20 protein-coding genes are annotated in these 25,906 nt (G+C 68.9%); 16 read left to right on the top strand and 4 right to left on the bottom strand.

Translation table 11 applies throughout. The annotated features are described in order from the left end of the window. Positions 1-23: 23 nt before the first annotated feature. Genes mfd through IPN47_00090 form a run of 3 tightly spaced genes read right to left on the bottom strand, consistent with a single transcriptional unit; the run spans position 24 to position 6,069 of the window. The gene (gene mfd / locus IPN47_00100; GenBank protein ID MBK9406458.1) at positions 24-3,419 is read right to left on the bottom strand and encodes a transcription-repair coupling factor; all 3,396 of its coding nucleotides are present in this window, start codon (positions 3,417-3,419) and stop codon (positions 24-26) included. Beyond that, the gene (locus IPN47_00095; GenBank protein MBK9406457.1) at positions 3,419-5,227 is read right to left on the bottom strand and encodes a BatA and WFA domain-containing protein; all 1,809 of its coding nucleotides are present in this window, start codon (positions 5,225-5,227) and stop codon (positions 3,419-3,421) included. Before IPN47_00095 ends, mfd begins: the two co-directional genes overlap by 1 nt. Next, positions 5,224-6,069, bottom strand: coding sequence for a DUF58 domain-containing protein (locus IPN47_00090; GenBank protein MBK9406456.1), 846 nt, complete (start codon positions 6,067-6,069; stop codon positions 5,224-5,226). Before IPN47_00090 ends, IPN47_00095 begins: the two co-directional genes overlap by 4 nt. A gap of 352 nt (positions 6,070-6,421) precedes the next feature. Between IPN47_00090 and IPN47_00085 the strand changes: the two genes are divergently transcribed. The 13 genes from IPN47_00085 (at position 6,422) to IPN47_00025 (ending at position 19,782) form a co-directional block, all read left to right on the top strand. Beyond that, the gene (locus IPN47_00085; protein MBK9406455.1) at positions 6,422-7,996 is read left to right on the top strand and encodes a DUF4384 domain-containing protein; all 1,575 of its coding nucleotides are present in this window, start codon (positions 6,422-6,424) and stop codon (positions 7,994-7,996) included. A 169-nt stretch (positions 7,997-8,165) separates the two neighbouring features. Beyond that, a complete protein-coding gene (lepA, locus tag IPN47_00080; GenBank protein MBK9406454.1) occupies positions 8,166-9,962 on the top strand; it encodes an elongation factor 4 in 1,797 nt (598 codons plus the stop codon). Between the two features lie 133 nt (positions 9,963-10,095). Beyond that, on the top strand, positions 10,096-11,115 hold the full coding sequence (locus tag IPN47_00075) for a glycosyltransferase family 9 protein (GenBank protein ID MBK9406453.1): 1,020 nt from the start codon (positions 10,096-10,098) through the stop codon (positions 11,113-11,115). A 2-nt stretch (positions 11,116-11,117) separates the two neighbouring features. After that, positions 11,118-11,912, top strand: coding sequence for a sulfite exporter TauE/SafE family protein (locus IPN47_00070; protein ID MBK9406452.1), 795 nt, complete (start codon positions 11,118-11,120; stop codon positions 11,910-11,912). 52 nt (positions 11,913-11,964) lie between these two features. Then, entirely contained in the window at positions 11,965-12,966 is a 1,002-nt protein-coding gene (locus IPN47_00065; protein ID MBK9406451.1) for an ROK family protein, read from the top strand. An 86-nt stretch (positions 12,967-13,052) separates the two neighbouring features. Further along, positions 13,053-14,027: a carbohydrate kinase family protein gene (locus tag IPN47_00060; GenBank protein MBK9406450.1), complete on the top strand. Its 975-nt coding sequence runs from the start codon at positions 13,053-13,055 to the stop codon at positions 14,025-14,027. Then, positions 14,024-14,914: a hypothetical protein gene (locus IPN47_00055; GenBank protein ID MBK9406449.1), complete on the top strand. Its 891-nt coding sequence runs from the start codon at positions 14,024-14,026 to the stop codon at positions 14,912-14,914. The genes IPN47_00060 and IPN47_00055 overlap by 4 nt, the downstream gene beginning before the upstream one ends. Then, entirely contained in the window at positions 14,911-15,465 is a 555-nt protein-coding gene (locus IPN47_00050; protein ID MBK9406448.1) for a hypothetical protein, read from the top strand. Before IPN47_00055 ends, IPN47_00050 begins: the two co-directional genes overlap by 4 nt. Then, the gene (locus IPN47_00045) at positions 15,462-15,767 is read left to right on the top strand and encodes a hypothetical protein (GenBank protein MBK9406447.1); all 306 of its coding nucleotides are present in this window, start codon (positions 15,462-15,464) and stop codon (positions 15,765-15,767) included. The genes IPN47_00050 and IPN47_00045 overlap by 4 nt, the downstream gene beginning before the upstream one ends. Before the next feature lie 201 nt (positions 15,768-15,968). Then, on the top strand, positions 15,969-16,664 hold the full coding sequence (gene ftsE / locus IPN47_00040) for a cell division ATP-binding protein FtsE (GenBank protein MBK9406446.1): 696 nt from the start codon (positions 15,969-15,971) through the stop codon (positions 16,662-16,664). Between the two features lie 10 nt (positions 16,665-16,674). After that, positions 16,675-17,526 carry an ABC transporter permease gene (locus IPN47_00035; protein ID MBK9406445.1) on the top strand — a complete coding sequence of 284 codons (852 nt, stop codon included), beginning with the start codon at positions 16,675-16,677 and terminating at the stop codon, positions 17,524-17,526. After that, complete coding sequence (locus IPN47_00030; GenBank protein MBK9406444.1) at positions 17,523-18,764, top strand: peptidoglycan DD-metalloendopeptidase family protein; 1,242 nt, start codon at positions 17,523-17,525, stop codon at positions 18,762-18,764. The genes IPN47_00035 and IPN47_00030 overlap by 4 nt, the downstream gene beginning before the upstream one ends. 124 nt (positions 18,765-18,888) lie before the next feature. Then, positions 18,889-19,782 carry a deoxyribonuclease IV gene (locus tag IPN47_00025; protein ID MBK9406443.1) on the top strand — a complete coding sequence of 298 codons (894 nt, stop codon included), beginning with the start codon at positions 18,889-18,891 and terminating at the stop codon, positions 19,780-19,782. A 242-nt stretch (positions 19,783-20,024) separates the two neighbouring features. Here the strand turns inward: IPN47_00025 and IPN47_00020 are convergent, their stop codons facing one another. Then, entirely contained in the window at positions 20,025-22,349 is a 2,325-nt protein-coding gene (locus tag IPN47_00020; protein ID MBK9406442.1) for a TonB-dependent receptor, read from the bottom strand. 623 nt (positions 22,350-22,972) lie between these two features. Between IPN47_00020 and IPN47_00015 the strand changes: the two genes are divergently transcribed. The 3 genes from IPN47_00015 to IPN47_00005 form a co-directional block, all read left to right on the top strand. Then, positions 22,973-23,224 carry a hypothetical protein gene (locus tag IPN47_00015; protein MBK9406441.1) on the top strand — a complete coding sequence of 84 codons (252 nt, stop codon included), beginning with the start codon at positions 22,973-22,975 and terminating at the stop codon, positions 23,222-23,224. Between the two features lie 1,049 nt (positions 23,225-24,273). Next, on the top strand, positions 24,274-25,224 hold the full coding sequence (locus IPN47_00010; protein ID MBK9406440.1) for a zinc ABC transporter substrate-binding protein: 951 nt from the start codon (positions 24,274-24,276) through the stop codon (positions 25,222-25,224). After that, positions 25,221-25,906, top strand: a 686-nt coding sequence (locus tag IPN47_00005) for a metal ABC transporter ATP-binding protein (GenBank protein ID MBK9406439.1), incomplete at its 3' end; no start/stop codon positions are given. The genes IPN47_00010 and IPN47_00005, both read left to right, overlap by 4 nt.

Below are 25,906 nucleotides of genomic sequence, written 5' to 3'. Positions count from 1 at the left end.
GAAATCGAAGTGAGGAACGTGGGTTACCCGGCTCGGCGCGTCTCGTTCGGCCGCAGCATGTTGAGGGCGCGTACGAGTCCATCGAGGATCCCCGCGCCGCCCAGCCGGGTGAGCTTGAGTGACAGCGGTTGCACGCGTCGCACATCGGCGCGGAACTGCACCTCTCCAAATGCCGCGTTGAGCCCCTTGAGGCGGGGTGCCGCGGAGTCGCGAAAGGTAACACGGGCTTCGTCGCCATGCACCAGGATCCCCTCGATCCCCATCTCCCCGCCGACGAGGCGCAGGATGGCGGCGGCGAACAGGTGCTGGGCCTCGGCCGGGAGTGGGCCGAACCGATCGCGCACCTCGCCCTTGAGTGCCTCGATCACTCCCGGATCGGTGATGTTGGTGAGGCGGCGGTAGATATCGAGCTTGGCCTCCTGCGACGCGATGTAGTCGTCGGGGAGGTACGACGGGAGGTCGAGCGAGACGTCGGTCGGGATCACCTTGGGGGTGGCGTCGCCAGCCTGGACGCGCTGCACCGCTTCCTCGAGCATGCGCAGGTACAGCTCGAAGCCGACGGCATGCACGTGCCCCGACTGCTCGGCGCCGAGGAGGTTCCCCGCCCCGCGCAGTTCGAGGTCCTTGAGTGCGACGCGGTAGCCGGCACCGAGTTCGGTGTGGTGCTCGAGCACCTGCAGACGGCGCTCGGCATCCTCGTCGATGCGATCGGGGACGACGAGGTAGCAGTAGGCGCGGCGATGCGAGCGCCCCACGCGCCCGCGCAGCTGATACAGCTGGGCGAGCCCGAAGTGGTCGGCGCGGTTGATGAACATCGTGTTGGCGTTGGGGACGTCGAGCCCCGACTCCACGATGAGCGTCGAGACGAGGACATCGACCTCGCCCGAGACGAAGCGCCGCATCACGTCTTCGAGGTCCTTTTCGCGCATCTGTCCGTGCCCCACTGCAACGCGCGCACGCGGGACGACGCGGCGCACGTGGTCGGCGATGGCCTCGATGGTCTCGATGCGGTTGTGCACGAAGAAGACCTGCCCCCCGCGATCGAGCTCGCGCGCGATTCCCTCCTCGATGAGCCCATCGTCCCACGGCTCCACGAAGGTGAGGACCGGGGAGCGGTCGCGCGGCGGCGTCTGCATCAGCGTCATGTCGCGCAGCCCGGCGAGCGACAGGTGCAACGTGCGCGGGATGGGCGTGGCGGTGAGGGTGAGGACGTCGGTCTCGAGCTTGAGCTGCTTGAGCCGTTCCTTGTGCTTCACGCCAAACCGGTGCTCCTCGTCGATGACGATGAGCCCCAACGCGCCGAAGACGACGTCCTCCGACAGGAGGCGATGCGTCCCGATGACGATGTCGATCTTCTTCGCCGCCAGCTCGGCCAGGATCGTCAGCTGCTCCTTGGGGGTCTGGAAGCGCGAGACGACGGCGATGCGCACCGGGAAGTCGGCCAGGCGCTCGGAGAAGGTGCGGAAGTGCTGCTCGGCCAGGATGGTCGTGGGGACGAGGACCGCGACCTGTCGTTCGCTCTGTACCGCCTTGAAGGCGGCGCGAATGGCGATCTCGGTCTTGCCGTAGCCCACGTCGCCCACGAGAAGCCGATCCATGGGGCGCGCCTTCTCCATGTCCCCCTTCACGTCCTCGGTCGCCTTGCGCTGGTCGGGGGTGTCCTCGAAGAGGAAGGAGCTCTCGACCTGCCGCTGCCACGCGGTATCGGGGACGTGCGGCGGGCGTGACGCGACGTGACGTCGAGCGTACAGGACGAGCAGCTCCTGCGTCATCTCCTCGATGGCGGCGCGCGTCTTCTCGCGCTGCTGCGCCCACCGTCGCCCGCCCAGCCGGTGCAGCTTGGGCGGCGGGGCATCGTCGCCAACGTCGACGCCCGAGCGATAGCGCTCGATCTGGTCGATGCGATAGAGCGGGACGTTGAGGCGATCGCCACCCTCGTACTCGATGACGGCCACCTCGATCGTGCTCTCGCGCATGAACAACTGTTCGATGCCGCGATAGATCCCGACCCCGTGTTCGAGGTGCACGACGTAGTCGCCGGACTTGAGCGCCGTGATGGTCTCGAGGGCGGCGCCGGTGGCGTAACGTCGAGCACGCCGAAGCCTGCGCTCGCGGCGGAAGATCTCGTGGTCGGTGAGGACGCGCAGTCCCTTCGCGTTCTCGGAAGACGGGAAGACGGGAAGACGAGAAGACGAGATGTCACCGCTCTCACTCGTCTTCTCGTCTTCTCGTCCTCTCGTCTTCACGCCAGGCGGGACCACGAACCCGCCGTTGAGCACTCCAATCACCAGCGACGCCGGCGCGCGGAAATCGACGTCCTCGTTGAGCAGCTCGTCCAGGCGTTCGGCCTGGCCCGGGTTGTCGCAGAGGATCACCGTCGGGGTGCCGTCACGCACCACCTGCCGCAGCAGCTTGATGTCGCGGGCGATGCTCTCCGGGGGGCGGATCGGGAAGGTGATGCAGTCCTTCTCGCGCGACGGGTCGGCGGCGGCGATGCGACCGAACGCGCCTAACGCCTTGGTGACATCGGCGGGGGGGAGGAAGAGCTGGTCGCGCGGGACGACGTCCTCGCCGCGGCGGCGCGCGAGGTCGGCGTGATGCTCCGCCTCCTCCCAGGTGCGAGCGAGTTCCGGGGCAATGTGCGACTCGTCGGGGAGCACGAGGACACTGTCCGGCGGAAAGAGCTCGAGGATCGACACGCGCTCGGTCCCGAAGGCCACGTCGCCCACGGCGCCGTCGACGGGGAGGACGACCGCGACGGTGGCCGGGCGCGTGGAGCGCTGCGAGCCGAGCTCGAAGTGGCGCAGCTCGACGATCTCGTCGCCCCAGAATTCGAGGCGCACCGGCTCGGCCATGCCGAACGAGTAGATGTCGAAGATTCCGCCGCGCACCGAGAACTGGGCCACATCGTCGACCATGGCCACCCGCTCGAAGCCGATGGACTCGAGGTGCGACGCGAGGTCCTCGGGGCGTCGCGTGTCGCCCTTGTGCAGCTCGAGGCGCGCCGAGCCTAACGCGCGCGGCAGCGCGGTGCGTTCGAGCAGGGCGCGCGACGTGGTGAGGAGGATGCGCACCGCGCCACGCGAGACCTTTTCCAACGTCTCCACGCGCTCGCCGGCGATCTCGGCGTGCGGCTCGACCTCGCCAAACCCTTCGCGCGGCGGATAGAGCGCCGCGTGCGCGTCATCGACGAGGACCTGGAGGTCGGCGAGCCAGCGCTCGGCGTCGGGCACGGCGTCGGTGACGACGACGAAGAAGCGCTGCGGAAAGCGGCGGGCGAGCGCCGCCACCATGACCGCGTCGCTCGACCCGTGCAGCCCGGCCACCGGGACACGCGCCCCTCCCGAGGGGAAGGCGTTCGCCACTCGCGCGAAGGCGCCGAGGCGCTCGATCGCGTCGAGGATCGTGGGGAGCGACATCAGGCCGCCGAGCGGCGCCGCTCGTCGCGCCGCACGACCAGCGTCTCGGCAGCGAGGAGGGCGAGGGCCAGCAGGATGAGCGGCAGCTGCAACGGCCGGCGTGCGCCGAGGTTGAACAGCGAGCGCCGCCACTCCGCCGCGTCGGCGGTGACCAGCGCGTCGCGCGTGCGCACCCGGTCGCGCAGCGTCGCCAGCGGGAGGCGCGCCAGGTCCGACTCCTCGGGTTCCGCATTCACGACCAGTGCCCCGACCCGCGCGGTGCCGCGACGCAGGAAGTACACGCCGGCGCGCGACGGAGCGTTGCTGCTGGCGGTGAGCGGGGTGACCTGTCCATCGGGACCTTCGAGACCGTCGGTGCCGCTCGGGACACGCATCGCGGCGCCGGGGGCGGCCTGCAGGTCGGCCGACGCGGTACCGGCCAGCCGCTGGGCGATGATGTCCCCCAGCCAGGGGACGAAGCTCGCGCGCAGCGGAAGGTCGGTGGCGGCGGGATCGAGCGGACTGCCGATGATGACGAAGCCGTCGCCGGCCACGATCCATGGGGCGCCACCGGCGGTGGCCAAGGTGTCGCCCGTGGCCCCCGTCTGCGCCTCGAGCGGATAGCGCAGCGTCGCGCGCACACCGTCGAACTTGTCGCCGCGCACCGCTGTCTCGTCGCGGCGCGGGGCACCGAAGCGCCACGGGAGCCCGAGTCGTTCGAGCGTGCGATTGGCCGCCCCGAGCCGCGTGGGATCGGCCGGGGCGAGGAGGAGCGCGGGGAGCCGCACCGCGCCGTCGGCGGGGGCGAGCGCGATGTCGCCGCCTAACGCCACCCGCGCGTCCTGCACCAGGGCGTCGACCGCGGTGCGCAGGAATGGGCCGGCCGTCGGCTCGGGGCGCACGAGCGGGGCCGCTCCCAGCCAGACGGCAAAGAAGCGGGTGTCGTCGGCCCGCAGTTCATCGGGCTCGAGTTCGACGACGCCGGCTTGCCACCCCCGCTCGGGGGGGGCGGCGCGCACGGTCAGGTCCTCGCCGCCGCGCGCCGTTCCGCGCGCGAGCGTGCGCTCGCCTAACGCGATGCGGTACGTCGCCGAGTCGGAGAGCTGCGCACGGGCCACCACCGTCCCGCGCGGCGTCCAGCGTGAGGGACGCGCTTCGGCGAGCACGACGGCGCGATTGCGCGGCGCCTCCCCGGCCGGTGCGAGCACCGAGAGGCGCACATCACCGGTGGCGATCGGCGCGTTCCATGTGGATGCCTGTGCGTCGGTCGCCACCACCACCTGACGCCCTTCCATCCCCGACCCGACCACCAGGCCGGCGCCGCGCGTGATGGCGTTGGCCAGGTCGCCGCGACCGGGGTGCACATCGGTGCGGGTGATCGCCTGCCGCACCGCGTCGAGCGAACCGCCGGTCACCGTGCCGTCGACCGTCACGAGCCAGACGCGATCGTTGCGCGAGGCCGCGTTGGCCGCCTCGAGCGCTCGTTCGCGCAGCGTGGCCAGGAGCGGCTGCCCATTCACGATCGCGCTCGTGCTCAGCGAGTTGTCGAGGACGATCGCCAGCGCGCTGGGGACGTGCCCCGCGCCGAAGAAGGCCCCGATCGGGCGCGCCGCCGCGAAGGCGATGGCCAGGACGGCGGCGATCCGCAGGAACATCAGGAGCAGGTTGCGGACCTTGAGCTGCCGAACGTTCTCCTTCTCCGCGCGCTCGAGGTAGCGCACGGCGGGAAAGTCGACCTTGTTCTCGATGCGGCGCCGCCGGAGGTGCAGGAAGAGCGGGATGGCGACCGCCCCGGCGAGCATGAGGTACAGTGGGGCGAGAAAGCTCACGGCAGTCGTTGGCGCGAAGCGAAGGCGCGGCGCAGCGGCACGCCGAACGGAGAGTCGGTGAAGACGACCTCGTACCCCACGCCGAGGGCGGCGAGCTTGCTGCGCCAGTCGGCGATCGCGTGCTCGACCGTCGTGCGATACGCCTCGCGCACCTCGGCCGCGGTGGCCGGGAGCTGGAAGTTGCGCTCGGTGTCGGCGAAGATCGCCTCGGGGGAGACGTCGAAGTCGCGCTCCGAGGGATCCATGATGTGCAGGACGGTCGCCCCGTGCCCACCGGCGCGCACGACCTTGAGCGCCGCCAGCGTCGCCTCCTCGTCCACGAGGAGGTCGGAGACCAGGACGACGAGCCCCGGGCGGGAGACGAGCTTGCCCGCCTGTACGAGGGCGGCCGACATGTCCGAGTCCTTCCCGGAGCCCCCCTCTTCGAGCGCCTTCACGATGCGGCGCCACTGGACGCTGCGCGCGCGCGGCGGAATCACGCTGCGCAACGTGTCGTCGTAGCGGATGAGGCCGACCGCGTCCTTCTGCCGGATGAGGAGGAGTGCCAGCGACGCCACGATCTGCTCGGCGTAGGCCAGCTTGGTCATCCGCTCGGGCGCGCCGCGCCAATCCATCGACTTGGAGACGTCGAGGACGATGGCGGCGCGCATGTTCGTCTCTTCCTCGAACTGCTTCACCATCCACTTGTCGGCGCGCGCGACGATCTTCCAGTCGATGTATCGCAGGTCGTCGCCCGGTTGGTACGGGCGGAACTCGGCGAATTCGACTGAGAAACCTTTCCGGGGGGAACGGTGTAGCCCCTGCAGGAAACCGTCGACGACCCACTTCGCGACGATTTCCATCCGGCCTAGCGAGGCAAGTTGGGCCGGGTCGATCAGATCGGCGCGCGAGGCGCGACTCGTCTCCATAGGGAGGCGGAAGCTAGGGATGGTGCCGAGACTGGTCAAATAGCCTGGGGCATGTGGCTTGCCTACGGGGGGCGGGGCGAAAGTGCTGGCGCGGGGTGATGGGGACGTTAGGTTGGGGGGGCATTCGAACCGATTGCGCGGGCAATGCCGTGCGGTCCAGCGTCAGGTCGGAGGTGTGGACATGGGACGTCGATCGTTGGTGCTTGGGACGCTCGCCGTGCTCTCCGTTGCGACATCCGGAGGGGCGCAGGCGACGCGCAGCGTGGGTTCGCAGCCCGCCCGAACGATGGAACGCGCTCAGACCATCCGTTGGAACGCGCTGGCCAGCGCGTCCGACACGCTCGAAGATGCGCCCCTCGTGAAGGTCTGGATGGAGGGCACGAGCGTCTATTCGTACGGTGCGCCGGTGCGGGTCTGGTTCAACGTGAGCCAGGACGCCTACGTCATCGTTGCCCGCGTCGATGCCAACGGCCATCTCACGCTGCTCTATCCCGCGAGCCGCACGATGTCGACCGGCGTGGAGGGGGGGCGTGACATCCCGATTCGCGGACGCCGCGGCTCCGCGTCGTTCTACGCGACCGACCGGGTGGGGGGCGGCTTCGTCTTCGCGATGGCGTCGTACGATCCGTTCGATCTCTCCCGCCTCGCCCTGCGCGACTTCGATCGCTACGTCACCGGGATGTACGTCGGGCGGCCGAGCCGCGTGTACATCGGTGATCCGCATCGCGTGGTGACGCGCTTCGCGAGCCTCGTGAACTTCAGCGACGACTCGCCGTTCGACTACGCGGTCGAGTACTACAACGTCGACGCCCCCTACTGGGTCTCGTCGGCCGGCTTTTCCAACTTCTGCAACGGGTACTACGGCGGTTATCGCCGCGGGATGGCCGAGCGGTGGGACGACCAGTTGTACTACGGCGACGGCTACGGCGGGTCGGCCGACTGCAACAACTTCAGCGGCTATGGCTGCAGCGGCCTGGGATGGTCGCCCTACGGCGGTTACAGCTTCGACTACGGGATGTTCGGCCACATCAACCCGGTCTGCCTCCTCGGTCGTCCTCCGACCAACCCGCAGAATCCTCCAGTGCCGCCGTACACCCCACCGGTCGATTCCAGCCGGGTCCCGGGGTGGCTGCCCGACAGTATCAAGGGCGGGCGTCCGGACACCGTCGGGACGATCCCCGAGCGTCGCAACGGCGAGGCGCTCAACAACATCCGCCGCCAGACGACGATCACCGAAGGCCCCGGGCGCGGAACGACGGTTGACGCCGACGATCCGTCGCGTCGCTCGTACGCCATTCCGGGGCGGGCACTGCGCAACTCGCCGATGACCTTTGGCGAAGGGCGCGATCGTGGCGGCGAGACGTCGGCGCGCCCGGACCGGATGAATCCGACCGCCACCGGCGGCCCGGAAATCATCTGGGTTCGTCCGCCGCGCGACGTCGTCGAGGGGGCGCGCAACCCATATGGAAGCGGCGCCCTCCCTCGCTCGCCGCGGTCCGGGGGCGAGCGTGGAGACGGGGAGTTCCGCGGCGGACGCACCACCTTCGTGAGCGGAAGCGAGGGACGCGGTCCCTCGCGCAACGAGCCGCGCTACGAACCGCCCGTGCGGACGCAGGGGCCGCGCTTCGACACGCCGCCGCCCAACGTGCGCAACTCGATCGATCAGCCGCACTACGCCCCGCCGCCGCCGCGCGATTATGCGCCGAGCCATAACCCGTCGGCCGGCGGGAGCTCGGGCGGTTCGGGGGGAGGGCAGGTGCGGACCGACCCCGCCCCGGCGCCGCGCTCAGAGCCGGTGCGCCCGGCCGAGTCGGGGGGCGGACGCCCGCTGTCCACGGAAAAGAAGCCGGACAAGCCGTAGCCGACGGCCTGGACTGACTGAGTGGGACCAACGGGGGAGCCAGCCAAGGCTCCCCCGTCGGTGTCTCGGGGGACGCCCGGTTATACTTGGTGGCTCGCCTGTGAGTGCCTGGTTAGTCCTCCGAGTGGCTCGTCCGCCGCGGAGAGTCGTCCCCTGCCCGTGCTGCATCGTGAATCTCCAGCATATCCGCAACTTCTGCATCGTCGCGCACATCGACCACGGCAAGTCGACGCTCGCCGACCGCCTCATCGAGGCGACCGGGACGCTCAACAAGCGCGAGATGAAGTCGCAGGTGCTCGACACCCTCGACCTGGAGCGTGAGCGGGGGATCACGATCAAGCTCAACGCGGTGCGGATGAGCTATACCGCAAAGAACGGTGAGGAGTACGAGCTCAACCTGATCGACACGCCAGGGCACGTCGACTTCACGTATGAAGTCTCGCGGTCGCTGGCGGCGTGCGAAGGGGCGATCCTCGTCGTCGACGCCTCGCAGGGGATCCAGGCGCAGACGCTGTCCAATCTCTTCCTCGCGCTCGACGCGGGGCTGGAGATCATCCCGGTGCTCAACAAGATCGACCTGCCGGGGGCCGAGCCGGAGCGACGCAAGCAGGAGGTGCACGACCTCATCGGCGTCGATCCCGACGACATCCTCCTGGTGAGCGCGAAGGAAGGGCTGGGCATCCCCGAGTTGCTGGAGATGGTCGTGGCCAAGGTGCCGCCGCCCACGGGCGATCCCGACGCCCCGCTGCGCGCGCTGATCTTCGACTCGTACTACGACCGGTATCGCGGCGCCATCCCCAGCATTCGCGTGGTGGACGGCGTGCTGAAGCCCGGGATGCAGATCACCTTTGGCGCAAACGATGCGCGGTACGAGGTGAGCGAGGTGGGATCCCTCATGCTGCGGCAGGTGAAGGGGGAGTCGCTGGCGGCGGGCGAGGTGGGGTACGTCGTGGCCAACGTGCGCTCGGTGAAGGAGACGCGCGCCGGCGACACGATCTTCGACGCCACCAACCACGCCACGGTGGCACTCCCGGGCTACAAGGACGTGCACTCGATGGTGTTCGCGGGGATCTATCCCACCGACACCACGCAGTACGAGTCGCTGCGCGATGCGCTCAGCAAGCTGCAGCTCAATGACGCGTCGCTGAACTACGAGCCCGAGACCTCGACCGCGCTGGGCTTCGGCTTCCGCTGCGGCTTTCTGGGGCTGCTGCACATGGAGATCGTGCAGGAGCGGCTGGAGCGCGAGTTCAACCTCGACCTCGTCACCACCGTCCCCAACGTGGAATACCACGTGTACAAGACGGACGGGGAGATGGAGCTGATCGAGAACCCGGCCAAGCTCCCGTCGCCGCAGGTCATCGGGCGCATCGAGGAGCCGTACGTCAAGGCGCGCATCGTCTCGCCGTCGGAGTACATCGGGCCGATCATGACGTTAGGCACCGACCGGCGCGGCGTGTACATGGGGATGAAGTGGATCGACACGGCGCGCGTGGAGTTCGACTGGGAGTTCCCGCTGGCCGAGATCATCCTCGACTTCTACGACCGCCTCAAGACCATCTCCCGCGGCTACGCCTCGCTCGACTACGAGATGGCCGACTATCGCCCGGGCAAGCTGGTCAAGCTCGACATGCTGATCAACGGCGACGTGCTCGACGCGTTCTCGGTGATCATCCATGTCGACAAGTCGTACGACTGGGGGCGCAAGATCGCCGACAAGCTCAAGGAGCTCATTCCGCGCCAGCTGTTCGAGGTGATCATCCAGGCCGCCATCGGGACGAAGATCATCGCCCGCACGACGGTCAAGGCACTGCGAAAGGACGTGCTCGCGAAGTGCTACGGCGGCGACATCTCCCGCAAGCGCAAGCTGCTGGAGAAGCAGAAGGAGGGCAAGAAGCGCATGAAGCAGGTGGGGGCGGTCGAGATTCCGCAGGAGGCCTTCCTGGCGGTGCTGCAAGTTGACTAGGGGCGGAAGACGGGAAGACGGGACGACGGGAGGACGAGTGGTTGCGTCCCAGGCGCCGAGTGTCCGCGCCCGAGGGACGGTATCTCGTCCTCTCGTCTTCCCGTCTTCTCGTCTTCCCCGCGCATAACGCGACATGCGCGCTCTCGTCATCCAGACGAGTTTCCTCGGCGACATGGTCCTCACCACGCCGCTCATTCGCGAGTTGGCGGCCCGCGGCCCGGTGGATGTCGTGGCCACGCCGGCCAACGCGGGATTGCTGGCGCATCACCCGCACGTGCGGCACGTGTACCGCTACGACAAGCGCGGCGCACATGCGGGGGCGCGGGGCTTTCGCGATATCGTGCGGCTGGCGAAGGCCGAGGGAGCATCGGACACCGCGTTCCTGGCCCAGGGCTCCGTGCGGAGCGCCGCGCTGGCCGTCGCCGCGGGCTACACCGACCGGATCGGCTTCGAGACGTCGACGGGGCGATGGCTGTACACGCGCCGCTATCCGTATCATGGCGACCGGCACCACGCCGAGCGTCTCTGGTCGCTGGCGGGGCACGGCGATGGCGCACGCGCCGACGCGGCGACGTTGCGCCCGACGCTCTTTCCCGGCGCCGATGACGAGGAGGCGGTGCAACGCCTGCTCGACGCCAACGCGCACGCCGGCGAACCGCTGCTCGCGATGGCCCCGGGATCGGCATGGGCCACCAAGCGGTGGCCGTACTACGCCGCGCTGGCGCGGCGGCTCACCCTGCTCGGGCGCGTGGTGATTCTGGGGAGCGACGGCGACTCGCACCTGGCCCAGGAGATCGTCGCCGAGACCTTCGGAAGCGCGATCGACGCGACGGGGAAGCTGTCGCTCCTCGCCTCCGCCGCGCTCATCGGACGCGCGCACGTCCTGGTCACCAACGACTCGGCGCCGTTGCACCTGGCGTCGGCGATGAACACCCCGACCGTCGCGCTCTTCGGCCCCACCGTCACGTCGTTAGGCTTCGGGCCGCTGGCCGACGCACGGCAGGTGGCCGAGGTCCCGATGCTCGCGTGCCGCCCGTGCGACGCGCACGGACCACGCGCATGCCCGCTGACGCACTGGCGCTGCATGCGCGACCTCACCGTCGCCGAGGTGCTCGACGCGGTGGACGCCGTCCGGCGCTCGGGGGAGGGATAGCGATGGAGGGCGTCCCGCACCCCATCATCGGCCTCGTCCTCGCCCTCGTGGTGGGGTTTGTGCTTGGCCTGCTCGGCGGCGGGGGATCGATCCTGGCGCTCCCGATCTTCCTCTACGTCTTCCTGGTGCCGGTCAAGCCGGCCATCGCCATGAGCCTCGCAGTGGTGGGGATGAGCGCGGGCGTCGGCTTCCTGTCGCACTGGCGTCAAGGAACGGTGCACCTGCGCGTGGCGATCCCCTTCGGGCTGTTCGCGATGAGCGGGGCCTTCGTCACCGCTCGCCTGGCGCGCCACGTCCCCGAACAGGTGCAGCTCGGGCTCTTCGGCGTCTTCGCGGTGACCGCGGCGCTGATGATGCTGCGCGATTCGATGCGAACCGGGCGAAGCGGGGGGAGCGGCGCGACCGAGCCACGGGCGGCCGATGCGCACTTCACCGCTCCTCTGGCGCTGCAGGCGCTCGGCGTGGGGGCGCTCACCTCGCTCATCGGCGCGGGCGGGGGCTTCGTGATCGTCCCTGCCCTGGTCCTGCTCGCCCGCCTCCCGGTACGCGAGGCAGTGGGGAGTTCGCTCCTGATCATCACGATGAACGCGCTGTCGGGCTTCGTGGGCTACATCGGCCAGGTCCCGATCAACTGGGGACTGGTGGGGAGCTTCACCGGGGTGGCGGCGGTGGGGGCGCTGCTCGGGACCCGCATGGTGCGCCGCGTTCCGCAGCACCGGATCAAGCAGGGGTTCGCTGTCATGATCCTCGTGTTGGGGACATATTTCGCCCTTCGAAAGCTGCACGTGGTCCCGTAGTTCAGGCAGCGCATCGCCTCGCCTTCCCTTCTACTCGTCTTCCGCCCCTCGCATGCCCAAGCCCAAGCGTCCCAAGTACATCATCGGCGTCGACCTCGGCGGGACCAACATCGTCGTCGGCGCGTGCGCTGAAGACGGGAGCAAGGACTTCGCGATGCGCTCGGAGCCGACGCGTTCCGACCAGGGGGCCGACGCCGTGGTCGATCGCATGGTGCGCATGATCGAGACGGCGGTGAAGGAGACGATGGCCGAGACTGGCGCGAAGCGGGAGGACTTCCTCGGCGTGGGCGTGGGCGCCCCCGGCCCGCTCGATCGCGAGCGCGGGGTGATCCTGACGACGCCCAACCTGGGGTGGCAGAACTTCCCGCTGCGCGATGTGATCGCCGAGCGGGTGGGGCTGGCGGTCAAGCTCGACAACGACGCCAACTGCGCCACGTTAGGCGAGTGGTGGATGGGAGCGGCCAAGGGGGGGCGCAATGTCGTCGGCGTGACGATCGGGACGGGGATCGGGGGCGGGTTGATCCTCGAGGGGCGGTTGTACCATGGCTCGTCCGACATCGCCGGCGAGATCGGGCACACGACCATCGACGTGACGGGTCGCCGCTGCAAGTGCGGCAACTACGGCTGCCTCGAGGCGTACGCGTCGGGGCCGTCGATCGCCGAGCGGGCGCGCGAGCAGCTGGAAGGGGACCATGAGTCGACGATGTACACGATGGTCGATGGCGAGCTCGAGCGCCTGACGGCGGCGATCGTCTACGACGCGGCGAAGAAGGGAGACGAGACGGCGCTGGAAGTCGTGCGCGAGACGGCGCGCTTCCTCGGGGCAGGGATCGCCAACCTGCTCAACGTGTTCAACCCGGACGTGGTGGTGATCGCCGGCGGGGTGACGCAGGCGGGGGCGACGCTGTTCGACCCGCTCAAGCGCGAGGTGCGCAAGCGCGCGTTCAAGGCGGCGGTGGATGCCTGCCGGATCGTCCCGGGGTCGCTGCCGGGGAACGCAGGGGTGGTCGGCGCCGTGGCGAGCTTCAAGCAGCAGGCGCTGGGCGCGGTGTGAGTGTCGAGCGACGCGACGCGAGCGTCGCAGGGCGCGATGCGAGCGTCGGCGGACGCGATGGGCACGGGGCCGCGGCGGGAGGGGGGATGAAGCGCCTTGGGGTGATCGGGAGCTTCGTGTGGGACGTGATCCACGGGCGCGACCCGCGCAGCGCGCCAGTGGAGGAGTGGGGGGGGATCACCTACGCCCTCTCGGCCCTCGACGCCGCACTCCCTAACGATTGGCAGATCGTCCCGCTGGCGCGTGTGGGCGAGGACCTGCACGCGCAGGCGCGGGAGTTCCTGCGCACGCTGCGGCGCGTGGCCCCGGACGCCGAACCGATCGCCGTCCCCTACCCCAACAACCGGGTGGAGCTGCGCTATCACTCCGACGAGCGGCGGAGCGAGGTGCTGACGGGCGGGGTGCCGGCCTGGCCGTGGCTCGGCCTGCGGCCATTGCTGCGCGACCTCGATGCGCTGTACATCAACCTGATCTCCGGCTTCGAGCTCGAGCTGGAGACGATGCAGCTCATCCGGCAGCACTTCAGCGGGCCGATCTACTTCGACATGCACTCGTTGGTGCTGGCGGTGCAGCCCGACGGATTGCGCACGCTGCAGCCGCTGCCTAACGCGGCGCAATGGATGGCCTGCGCCGACGTGATCCAGATGAACGAGGACGAGCTGGCGATGATGGCGCCGGACTCGATGGCGCTGGCGGCGACAGCACTGGCACAGCAAGTGTCGGCGTTGGTGGTGACGCTCGGCGCGCGGGGCGTGGTGTACTTCACCGCCCCAGGATTCGAGCAGCTGGGCGATTTGGCGCGTCGCGGGGCCGGAACATCTGTTCTAGGGGCGATTCGGACGGCGTTGGTGGCGGCCGAGCGGGCCGATGTCAAGGGGAGTGGCGGCGACCCCACAGGGTGCGGCGATGTCTTTGGCGCGACACTCTTCTCGCGACTGCTCGCCGGTGATACGTTCACGAACGCGTTACACGCCGCGATCAAAGCGGCCGCACGCAATGTGACCTACCGCGGGGCCCGCGGACTCTCGCATCACCTACGCGGCGAACTGATTCCCTCGTGACCACCGTCATCACCGTTCCTCCCTCGCTCGACGACCACACCTTCGAACAGGTGCTGGAACAGTTGGCACCGGTGGCTGTCGACCAGAAGGTGTTGATCGACGCGCGTCACACGCGGTGGGCCTCGCCGTACGGACTCACCGCCCTCCTCACGCTGGCGCAGTCGCGCGGGACGCAGGCGGCCTTCACCGGCCCCGAGACCGAGGAGACAGCCAGTTATTGGCAGCGGGCGGGCTTCTATCGCTACGCCGAAGAGCTCTTCGAGATGCACGGCCACGTCCCGCGCGCCCGCGCGCAGGCCGCCGAGTCCAACGTGCTCCTCGAGATCACGCCGGTGGCCAAGAGCGACGACGTGCACGATGTCGTCGAACGCATTCAGACCAAGGCACAGCAGATCCTCGTCAACGAGTTGAACCTCGACCCGATGGCGACGATGCGCTTTGCCATGACGCTTTCCGAAGTTTGCCAGAACATCGTGGAACACGCGCAGACCATGGGGTGGGTGGCGGTGCAGACGTACCGCTATCGCCAGCGGTTGGGTCGTCGCGTGGTGGTCATCGCCGTCTGCGATGCCGGGATCGGCTTCCGTCGCTCGCTCGAGAGCGCGCCGGGACGGAAGTTGAGCGACCGGTGGGACGACGGGATGGCGCTGGAAGAAGCGGTGATTCGTGGCGTCAGTCGATTCCGTGATCCGGGTCGTGGCCAGGGGCTCGCCGGGGTCCGTCGGTACGTGGGGCGGTGGGACGGGAAACTCTCCGTGCGAAGCGGCACGGCGCGCATCTCGCTCGTCCCCCCCTGGGACGACGACCTGCCGATGCGCGAGCACCTCTCTCCCCTCCCTGGGGCACAAGTCCAGATCACGATACCGGAACGGGTACCCCAGCGGTGATCTACCACATCTCCGTCAGCTCCGTCCTTCGCAAGACGGTGTGCGACCTCTACACGAACCTGGTCACGCGCCCCACGGGCGTGGCCGTACGTCAGGCCATCGAGGCGGCGCTCGCCGAACTCCCCGAGCCTAACGTCACGGTCATCGACTTTGCCCAGGTCAAGATGCTCGACTTCTCCTGCGCCGACGAAGTCGTGGGGAAGCTCCTCGACTACTATCAGAAGCTCGCCGGCCAGCCGCAGCGCTACTTCCTCATCCGCGGCGTGCACGACGGCCACCTCGAAGCCATCGAGGCGGTGCTGGAGCGCTACAACCTCGCCGTGATCGTCGAGGGGGAGGACGGCACGCTGCGCCTCGTCGGCACGCTCGACGACGGGGCGCGCCAAGCCTGGCAGCTCGTCAACACGCACGGACGCATGCGGGCGCAGGAACTCGAAGTCGAGCTGGGCGCCCCGGCCGAGACCGCCTCGCGCATGCTCGATCACCTCTCGGCGCGTCGTCTCGTGATGCGCCGCGACGACGGCTACATGTCGCTCTCCCTGGCGCTGTGAGCCTCGCGTCGAGCCCACCGCTGCAGGTGGTGGGCTTCTGGGCGACCCGACGGGGCGATGCCGAGCGCGGACCGCTGGTGCGCATGCGCCCCGACGACGCCGCGTCGCGCCTCATGAACGAGGGCGACCTCGTCTGGGTCGAAGGGCCGCGACGCCAGGAGCTGGCGACCATCGCGCTCGACCCCAGCCTCCCGCGCGGCGGGGTCGCCGTGCGCGACATTGCGGGGATCGCCGTCTCGGAAATCGTGCGCCTCGTGCATCCGGAACGCGAGCGCCCCCGCATCCCGGGGCGCCCCGCCTAACGTTCTCGCGGCGCCGGGGCACCAGGCGTCGCCCGGGCCTCCCGCCCCCCCCGCGGGCCGTGGCGCGCCGAGGTTGGCGTATCGGCCCTCGCGCCACCCCTTCCTGTCGGCGAACTCGACCGTGCCGGTGCGGCGTCACGCACAACCTGACCAAGGGGCCCCCTCGGTCGTCATGTCTCACGGTTGCTAGCTTACCGCCCCGTGATCCGATTCGCCTCCGTCACCAAAGAGTATCCGCGTACCGGCGTCGCCCTAAACGACGTCTCGTTTGCCGTGAACAAGGGAGAGTTCATCTTCCTCACGGGACCGAGCGGCGCCGGGAAGAGCACGATCCTCAAGCTCATCTACTTCGACGAACTCCCGACCAAGGGTGACGTCTGGGTGAGCGGGACGCGCTCGAAGGGGGTGACGCGCAAGGAGATCTCGCTCCTGCGCCGAAAGCTGGGCGTCGTCTTCCAGGACTTTCGCCTGCTGGAGGATCGCACCGTCGAGCAAAACGTGTCGTTCGCGCTCGACGTCATCGGGACGCCGCACGAGAAGATCCACCCCAAGGTGAGCCGCCTGCTCACGCAGGTTGGGCTCTCGTCCAAGTCGACCAACTATCCGCGCGAATTGAGCGGGGGCGAGCAGCAGCGCGTGGCCATCGCCCGCGCGCTGGCGAACGACCCCTTCGTCCTCGTGGCCGACGAACCGACCGGGAACCTGGACGAACGCGCGACGCGCGGCGTCTTCCAGCTCCTGCGCGACATCAACGCCGCCGGCACGGCGGTGGTCATGGCGACGCACAACCTCGAACTGGTCAAGCGCGCCGACCTCCGCGTGCTGGAGATCAACCGTGGGGCGGTGGTCTTCGACAGCGCCGACGAAAAGCGGCGCGCGCCGGAGCTGACGCCGTGAGGAGCCCCCGATGAAGCTCGCCGTCCGCGAGGCGCTGCTGGGGTTCAAGCGTGCGCCGGTGCTGAGCGTCCTGAGCATCACGACGATCGCGTTCTCGCTGTTCGCGTTCGGGCTCTTCTCGCTCGTGGCGCTCAACATCCGGAACACGCTGCGCTCGGTCGAATCGCGCGTGGAGATCCGCGCCTTCATCGCCGACTCGACCTCCCCGGAGTCGATCGCGCTGGCGATGGGCGACGTGGGGGCCTACAAGGAAGTCGCCCGGGTGGAGTACGTGAGCCCGGAGCAGGCGCTGGAACGTGCCCGCAAGGAGCTGGGGGAGTTCAAGGACGTCTTCGAGGCGGGGTTCCTTCCGGCCTCGATCGACATCCGACTGCGCGACGGCTATCGCGATCCCGCCACGGTCAAGCAGATCGCTGAGCGCGTGAAGCAGCTAGCGATGGTGGAGGACGTGCGCTTCGGCGAGGAGTGGGTGCAGAAGCTGTACAGCATCCGGAACGTCGCCACGGCGGCGGGGATCATCCTGGGCCTGGCGTTCGCCGCGGTCTCGATCATCGTGATCGGGGCGACGATCCGCATGGCGGTGATGGCGCGCAGCCGGGAGATCTCGATCATGCGCCTGGTGGGGGCGACCGACGGCTTCATCCAGCGCCCGTTCCTCATCGAGGGGTTCGTGAAGGGGGTCCTGGGCGGGGCGATGGCGCTGCTGCTGACCTGGCTCGCGGCGACGCTCATCTCCCGCTACTTCATCCGCACCGAGTTCTTCGACCTGCGCCTCGCCATGCTCGGCTTGTTAGGCGGGGCGGTCATCGGCGTGGTGGGGAGCGCCGTCTCGGTCGGGCGCCAGATCCGCCGGGTGCTGTGACGCCCGAGCGCCGCGACGGCGCGTCGCGCCGGCCCACGTGGGGACGCTCGCCCGTAGTGGCGGCGCTGGCGCTGGCGATGCTCGCGCTCGTCCCCTCGGTCGGTCGTGCGCAGAACGCCGAGCAGCGGCTCCGGCAGCAGCGCGAGGAGCTGGAGTCGATTCGGCGCGAGCGCTCGGAGCTGCAATCGCGGCTGCAGGAGTTGCAGGGGCGCGCACACGACCTCGCCGACGAGGCGCAGAACCTCCACCGGCAGGCCGAGACGACGGCGCGCCTGGTGCGCTCGCTCGACGCGCAGCTGATCACCATCAATGCCGACGTCGACTCGACGACGGTCTCGCTTCAGCGGGCCGAGGGCGAGGTGCAGTCGCGCCGCGGGACGCTCAAGCGTCGCGTGGTCGACATCTACAAGCGCGGCCCGATGTACACCACCGAGGCGCTGCTCTCCGCCCGGACCTTCGGCGAACTGGTCGGACGCTACAAGTACCTGCACGAACTGGCACTGCACGACCGCTCGGTCGTGCATCGCGTGGAGGTGCTCTATCGCGAAATCGAGGGGCAGCGCGCCCTCCTGCTGAAGCTGCAGGAGGAGCTGCAACGCAATCGCGAGGAGAAGCTGCTCGAGGAGCAACGCCTGCGATCGCTCGAGGGGGTGCGCACGCGCAACCTCGCGCAGGTGAAGGAATCGCAGCAACAGATCCAGGACCGGCTGGCGCGCATCCAGCGCGACGAGCAGCGGCTGTCGCAGCTGCTCGCCTCGCTCGAGGAGACGCGCAAGCGCAACGAGTCGCGGCCCAACGCGCCGGCACCGACCACGAGCACGCTCAAGACGGCTGACTTCGGGAAGCTCGATTGGCCGGTGGACGGGGACATCATCTATCGGTTCGGCCGCGTGATCAACCCGAACAACACGGCGATCCGGTGGAACGGGATCGGGATCCGCGCCACCCAAGGGGCCGCGGTGAAGTCGATCGCGTCGGGCGAGGTGATGGTCGCCGATCCCATCGGCACGTACGGGCTCACGGTGATCGTGCAGCACGGCGGCGGCGACTACTCGGTGTATGGCTCGCTGTCGCGCGCCGACGTGCGCAAGGGAGACAAGATCGGCAAGGGACAGGTGATCGGCGCCGTGGGGCGTGCAGACCCCGACATGGACGCGCACCTGCACCTGGAGATTCGCCCCAAGGGGCGCGCGACCGATCCGCTGGCCTGGTTGGCGCTGCGAGCGGGGAGCCGGTAGGGCGGAGGGGAGACGGGAGACGGGAGTGCGCGCGGCGTTGCCGCGCGCGTTTCACTTGCGGCTTCCTTGGTGGTTGATGGCGGCCTAACCTTCCCTTCCCCTCTCCGTGTTTCACCCGCCCCGCATGCCCAGGCAACCTCCCGTCTCCCGTCTCCCGTCTCCCGCCTCCAACACCGGCCCGTTAGGCGCGCACGTCTCCACGGCCGGTGGCCTGACGTCGTGCGTCCCGCGCGCCAAGGCGATCGGGGCGACGGCGATGCAGATCTTCACCAAGCAGGCCAACCAGTGGAAGGAGCCCGGCGTGACGCCGGACGATCGCACCACCTTCCTGGAGACGCTGGCCGCGACCGAGGTCGTGGTCTCCAACGCCCACGACTCGTACCTCATCAACCTCGGCTCCCCCGATCCGGTGCTCTGGCACCGGTCGCTCATCTCGTTCATCTCGGAGCTGCGGCGCTGCGAGCTGTTGCAGCTGACGTACCTCGTCTCGCATCCGGGCAACTTCATGGACGACCGCGCCAGCGGGATCGCCCGCAACGCCGAGGCGATCAGCATCGCGCTGGCGGTGGTGCCGGGGCGGACGACGCTGCTCATGGAGACGACCGCGGGGAGCGGGACGGCGATCGGCGCGAACTTCGAGGAGATGGCGTTCCTGCTCGAGTCGATCGATCCCGCGGTGCGCCATCGCGTGGGGGTCTGCGTCGACACCGCGCACGTGTTCGCCGCCGGCTACGACCTCGTCAACGCCTACGACGACGTCTGGGCGCGCTTTGGCGACACGATAGGCTTTGCGCGGTTAGGGATGATGCACCTCAACGACTCCAAGGCCCCCTTCGGCTCCCGCAAGGACCGTCACGAGCTGATCGGCGAAGGGGCGATCGGCGAGGGGGCATTCCGCCGCATCATGACCGACGAGCGGCTGCGCGGCGTGGCGAAGGTGATCGAGACGCCCAAGGGGGACGAGCCGGAAGTGATGGACACGAAGATGCTGAACCGGCTCAGGTCGTATGCGGTTTGAGAAGACGGAAGACGGGAAGACGGGAAGACGGGAAGACGGGAAGACGAGAGGACGAGTGAGGCCACGATCAAAAGCATGACACGGGGGTTCACGGAGGTTACCCGGGGGTTTCACGGAGGAAGACGGCGTCGGCGTGAACGCCTCCGTGTACCTCTGTGATACCTCCGTGAACCTCCGCGTCGAGCTTCTGTAGTTGCTCTTTCTCGTCTTCTCGTCTTCCCGTCTTCCCGTCTTCCCGTCTTCTAGAAGAGAATCTTGTACACGAGGGCGAGATTGCGACCGGGGTTGGGGGCGAAGCTCTTGATGCGGCTGGTCGCGTCGTAGTACATGGTGTCGAACAGGTTGTCGGCGCGGAGGACGATGTTCTGCACCGTGGCTCCGCCGAGGATGGTGAAGCCGATCGAGAGGTTGGCGAGCGTGTACGAGTCGGTCGCCACGTCGAGGGCGTCGCCCGAGACCTTCTGCTGCCTGAAGACCTGGCGCACCCCGCCACCTAACGAGAAGCGCCCGTTGTCCCAGCGCAGCGTGGCGGCGAGACGTCCGGCCGGGATGTAGGGGAGGTTGGAGTCGTCGGTGAAGCGCCCGCGCACCCAGTCGGCGCTCGTCCCCAGGACCCAGTGCCGGGCCACCTCGGCCTCACCCTGCGCCTCGAGGCCGAAGATCCGGGCGTCCTGCTGCACGAAGTTGACGAGCGGCACCTCCACCGGCCCGTCCTCGCCTTCCACGTCGACCGTCCCCACGGCGCGCGGGGCCACGTAGTCGCCGATGGCGTTGACGTACGCGCTCACCTGCGCGAAGCCCTTGGTCGACTGCGTGCGCAGGATCCCCTCGATCCCCGTGCTCACCTCGGCGGTGAGGTCGCGGTTGCCGACGTCGTACGTGCCGACGGCCACGTGATAGCCATCGGCGAAGACCTCCTCGACCGTCGGGGCGCGGAAGGCGCGTTGCGCGTTGACGCTGAAGTTGGCGGCCTGCCCGACCGGGAGGCTCAGGCCTAACGATGCCGACGCGCTGTTGAAGTCGCGCGACTCGGCGGGGCCGAACCGACCGGCATCGGCCTTGGTCTGCAGCGTGAACCAGTCGTAGCGCGCCCCCAGCTGCAACTTGGGCACGCGGGCATCGGTGCGCACCGCGCGGCGCAGCGGGAGTTCCTGGAAGAGGAGGAGCCCCACGTTGCGATTGGTCGCCCCGGGGGTGAAGGCCTCCTCGCCCGTCGGCTTGTAGTCACGGAAGTAGCCCTGCAGGCCGATCGTCCCCGTCAGGCGCTTCCCCTGCGTGCGGGCCATCACGTTGACGGTCTGCGTGTTGAGGAGGAAGCTGGTCCCCACGGCACCGTCGGGTTCGATCTCGTCATGCTCGTAGCGCTGCACGGTACCGTCCACGCGCACCGTGGGGATGAGCCCAGCGCCGGTGTTGACCGTGGCGCGCATCGCCCCCTGCGTGCGGAGCCCGTCGAGGCGGATCGCCTCGCCGTCCGTGGGAAACGGGACCCCGAACTCGAACGAGGTGGCGCGGAACGCCGCGCCGACCTGCACCCGATCGCCCGAGTAGCCCACACCGATCGAACCACCGTTGGTCGAGGCATCGGTGTTGGCGAGCGTCCCGCGTCCGCCCACGCGGAGGTCGTCCGTGCTCAGCCAGGTGCCACGCGCGGTGAGCGCGACCTTCGACCCGAGCGGAATGGTTCCGCCGCCGCCGATCACACCGCCCGGCGTCACCGATTCCCCCTGACCGCCAAGGAAGAAGGTAGGGCGCGTCGGCACGTCGGTGGGGATGTCGTTGGAAATGACGTTGACTACGCCACCCAAGGCGTTGTTGCCGTACAGGAGCGACGCGGGGCCGCGAATGACCTCGATGCGATCGGCGCTGAACGGATCGATCGAGAGCGCGTGATCGGCCGATGCGGACGAGAGGTCGCCCGTGCGTTCGCCGTCCTGGAGGACGAGGATGCGGTCGCCGGTGAGGCCACGGATGACCGGGACGTTGGCCATCGGCCCGTTGTAGCGCATCGCCATCCCCGGCTCGTTGGCGAGCGTCTGGGCGACGGAGCTGCCGAGGTTGAGGGCGAGCCCCTTCCCCGACAGTTCGACGGCGGCCTGCGTGACCCCGAGCGCATCGGTCCCGGTGGGGGCGGCGCTCACCAGGACGCCGGTCAGGCGCAACGGTGAGGCGCGCAGCACGAGGTTGAGCACGACGTCGGCTCCGGATTCGGGGACGGTCACCACCGCATGTTGCGGGGCGAAGCCGATGAGCGAGACGTCGACGTGATAGACGCCCGGCGCGAGGCCACGCACGGCGAAGGCGCCGTTGGCGTCGGTCTGGAGGGCGCGATTGACCACGCTCACCACGACCTGTGCGTTGGCGAGGGGACGGCCCGTGGAATCCTTGACCGTGCCGACGATGCCGGGCGCAGCAGCGGCTGACGCGGCGAACGAGGTGAAGCGGTGTGGCGCAGGCGAGAGGGCGTCGACGCGGCGTGGCGCAGCCGCGACCGTCAAGAGCGTCCCCGCGATGATCGCGACGAGCGTCGGAATCCTGGCGCCGCAAACGGCGGTGGAAATAGGCATGAGTGAACTCGCAACATGGCGTGAGGCCCGGATGCGGCGCGATTGCGCCTGTCGGGCGAAGCGTCCGGGAATGTGCGATCTCCGCGCGCACCGGCAGGCGCGGCGCGGTTCACTCAGGCTGGCGGGGCGCGCGACCTGAGGGTGCCGTTCCAGTCGAAGCTGGCGTGCCCGATCCAGTCGGCACGGGAGGGCCACGACGCAACGCCGATGTCGCCGAGGGCGAGCGCGCAGCGGCTCGGCGGGAAGCTGTGTCGCCGCGCTGCAGAGTACGCAGTGCTCCTCGTGGGCAATCGCGTGCGGCGAGCCCGGCTCCTCGAAGTGCGTGACCGCATTCTCCGACAGGGCGAGGGCGGCCGGACGGGCGTCGATGATGGACGCCACCCCAGGGGCAAAGCCCTGCAGGACCGCCACAAGGGCGGCCAGCAAGCGGAGGACGACGCGGCGCGAACGCATGCCCAAAGCCTAGTGCCCGACGTCGCCTTGGACAATTCCCCGATGCCGCCGTGCGGTTTCGCAGGAATTGTCATGGAGTGCGTCGAAACCTCGCCTAGCTTGCCTACCAGCGCCGCCATTCCGGCGGGGGCTTTCAGGGCGACGAAATATTCCCAGCGGAGCGCGCCCACGTGCACAAGTCGTTCTTCCTGCGCCGCTGCACCGCATCGCGATCCGTTGGACTGGCGATCCTCTTTCTGCCGTCGCCACTGCTGCCCGGTGCCCAGCACCGCGATTCCACGGCGCGGCGCGCGAAGGCGGACTCGCTGCGGGCGGACAGCATTCGCGTGGCCGACTCGCTGGCGATTGTCCGCGAACTGGAGGGGAAAGGACAAGGGGAAACCAGCTGGCACCTCCCCTGCCGGGCAGGCGGGTGCGAGTAATCCCCGCCTGCTCCCCGACCTCAGCGCGGTGGGCGACCTCATCGGCGATCTCTCGCCCAAGGGAAGCACCGAGGAGGATCGCTCGCCTTTCGGCATTCGCGAGGTCGAAGTCGCGATTCAGGCCGCCGTCGACCCGTACTTCCGCGGCGATGTCTTCCTCGGGATTTCGGACAACGAGGGGGTATCGATCGAACAGGCGTATCTCACGGCGAGCGCGCTCCCGTGGGGGCTCGAGCTACGCTTGGGACGCCTGCTCATGCCGGTCGGGAAGGAGAACACCACGCACCGGCACGACCTGCACACGATCGAGTACCCGTACGTCCTGCAGCGCTTTCTTGGGCCCGAGGGACTCAAGGGAACCGGCATCTACGCCAGCAAGGTCGTCTCGCCGTTCGGCTTCTATCAGGAGCTGATCGTGACGGCGGTCGATCGCTTCGGCGAAGTGAACCCCGATCTCGTCGCCGACGAGCCGGCGAACAAGAAGCTGACAGGGCTCGGATACTCGGCTCGGCTCCGCAACTACTGGGATCTGTCGCAGAGCGCAAACGTGGAATTGTCGGGATCGGTCATCTCGGGCGAGCGCGAACAGCCATTGAACAATCCGCTCGCTGACGGGACCAACGCAGTCGATGTGCGACAGACCGTGTACGGCGCGGACCTGACCGTTCGCTGGCGTCCGCTTCAGCAGGGGCTGTACCGGTCGTTCATCCTGCAGACCGAAGTGCTGCGCCAGGTGAACGGTGTGCCGGCCAGCGACGTGGGTTACGCTGGCCCCACGCGTGACTATTCCGGCTTCTACGCCTACGCGCGCTGGCAGACGGGGCGTCGCGGCTACGTGGGGGCGCGCACGGACGTGCTGCAGGATCCCGACTACGACGGCGGGACGACGCGGGCCGCATCGGCGTATCTCGAGTTCTTCCCAAGCGAGTTCTCGAAGCTCGTGGCGGGGTATGAACGAGTGATCCCGCCGCGCACGAGTGCCGCGGCGTACGACCGGATCATCCTGCAGGCCACATTGCCTCGGCCCACAAAGCCGCATCCCTTCCCGGGTGACTCATTCTCCACGTCCGTCGATCCCGCGCGGTGCCATCGGGCGCCGAGCTGCCGTGTTGCTGGCCGCTGTTGTCTCACTCGCCGGCACACGCCCGGCCGCGGCGCAGCTGCGCGTCGTCACGAGCACGACGGACCTCTACGACATTGCCCGGGCGGTCGGCGGCGACCGCATCGTCGCCACGCACATCGGCGAGGGCTATCAGGATCCGCACTTCATCGAGGCCAAGCCATCGTTTGTCCTCCAACTGCAGAAAGCCGACGTGTGGGCCTTCGTGGGGCTCGACCTCGAGATCGGGTGGATGTCGTTGCTGCTGGACGGCGCGCGGAACCCGAGGATCCGCCTGGGGGGGAGCGGATACCTCGACGTCTCGCGGGCGATCCCGGTGCTCGACCAGGCGCGCGGCACGGTGGACCGCTCGCAAGGGGACGTGCATCCGCAGGGGAATCCGCACTACTGGCTCGACCCCGAGAACGGCCGCAAGATCGCGGCGTTGTTCCGCGGGACGTTCAGTGCGCTCGCTCCCAAGGATGCGGCGACCTTCCAGTCGAATGAGAAGGCCTTCGATGACAAACTGAACGCCGCCGAGCGGGACTGGGCGGGAGACCTCGCCTCGCTCAAGGGCAAGCCCATCGTCGCCTGGCATACGAGCTGGCGCTACTTCGCCGAGTATACGGGGGTGGACATCGTCGGCTTCATGGAGCCCAAGCCGGGCGTCCCGCCGTCGCCGTCGCACCTGGCGGGGCTCATCCAGACGATGAAGCAGCGCGGCGCACGCGTGATCATCATGGAACCCTTCTACGACCGGAAGACCGCGGACTTCGTGGCGAGCAAGGTCGGAGGGACGGTGCTCATCCTGCCGCCGTCAGTGGGCGGGGTGAAGGGGCTGGACGACTACGTGGCCGTGATGCGCCACAACATCCAGCAGCTCGCGGCGGCCGTGCGATGAGCGCCCTCGTCACCTTCGAGGGCGTTTCGTTAGGCTACGGCGGCAAGGCCGTGCTCTCCGGGCTCGATTTCACGCTTACCGAAGGCGATTTCCTGGGACTGGTGGGGCCGAATGGCGCGGGGAAGACGACGGTGCTGCGAGCGCTGCTCGGGACGCTGGCCCCGTTGGCGGGGACAATCCGTCGGGCGACCGGTCTCCGCTTCGGCTACGTGCCGCAGCGCGACCAGGTGAGCGCCCACTTCCCGCTGCGCGTCCTCGATGTCGTCCTGATGGGGCGGTACGACCGCATCGGGTTGGGGCGACGGCCGGGAGCCTCGGACCATGCACTCGCCTATCGCGCGCTCGAACAGGTGGGGATCACCGACCTGGCCGAGCGGCGACTGACGGCGCTCTCCGGCGGGCAGAAGCAGCGCACGCTCATCGCGCGCGCGCTGGTCGGCGACCCGAATGTCCTCGTGCTGGACGAGCCGACCAGCGGGATGGACCTCGTCTCGACCACGCAGATCCTCGGCCTGGTGCGCGACCTGCACGAGCGCGACGGGCTCACCGTGCTCATGGTGAGCCACGCGCTCAACGAAGTGGCCAACTACGTGGAGCGGATCGCGCTCGTGGTGCGCGGACAGTTTCGCGTTGGTGCGGTGGACAGCATCCTCACCGAGGAGACGCTGGGCGACGTCTACGG

The organism is Gemmatimonadota bacterium (assembly GCA_016719105.1).
GTDB lineage: Bacteria > Gemmatimonadota > Gemmatimonadetes > Gemmatimonadales > Gemmatimonadaceae > SCN-70-22.
The sequence above is the reverse complement of the archived record's forward strand: the minus strand, read 5'-3'. Positions and strand labels throughout refer to the sequence as shown.

Coding starts and splice junctions, on each gene's coding strand:
- IPN47_00065 (MBK9406451.1), top strand. CDS start 11,965: ATGCCCAAGCCCAAGCGTCCCAAGTACATCATCGGCGTCGACCTCGGC.
- IPN47_00075 (MBK9406453.1), top strand. CDS start 10,096: ATGCGCGCTCTCGTCATCCAGACGAGTTTCCTCGGCGACATGGTCCTC.
- IPN47_00020 (MBK9406442.1), bottom strand. CDS start 22,349: ATGCCTATTTCCACCGCCGTTTGCGGCGCCAGGATTCCGACGCTCGTC.
- IPN47_00070 (MBK9406452.1), top strand. CDS start 11,118: ATGGAGGGCGTCCCGCACCCCATCATCGGCCTCGTCCTCGCCCTCGTG.
- IPN47_00085 (MBK9406455.1), top strand. CDS start 6,422: ATGGAACGCGCTCAGACCATCCGTTGGAACGCGCTGGCCAGCGCGTCC.
- mfd (MBK9406458.1), bottom strand. CDS start 3,419: ATGTCGCTCCCCACGATCCTCGACGCGATCGAGCGCCTCGGCGCCTTC.
- IPN47_00090 (MBK9406456.1), bottom strand. CDS start 6,069: ATGGAAATCGTCGCGAAGTGGGTCGTCGACGGTTTCCTGCAGGGGCTA.
- IPN47_00060 (MBK9406450.1), top strand. CDS start 13,053: ATGAAGCGCCTTGGGGTGATCGGGAGCTTCGTGTGGGACGTGATCCAC.
- IPN47_00035 (MBK9406445.1), top strand. CDS start 16,675: ATGAAGCTCGCCGTCCGCGAGGCGCTGCTGGGGTTCAAGCGTGCGCCG.
- IPN47_00025 (MBK9406443.1), top strand. CDS start 18,889: ATGCCCAGGCAACCTCCCGTCTCCCGTCTCCCGTCTCCCGCCTCCAAC.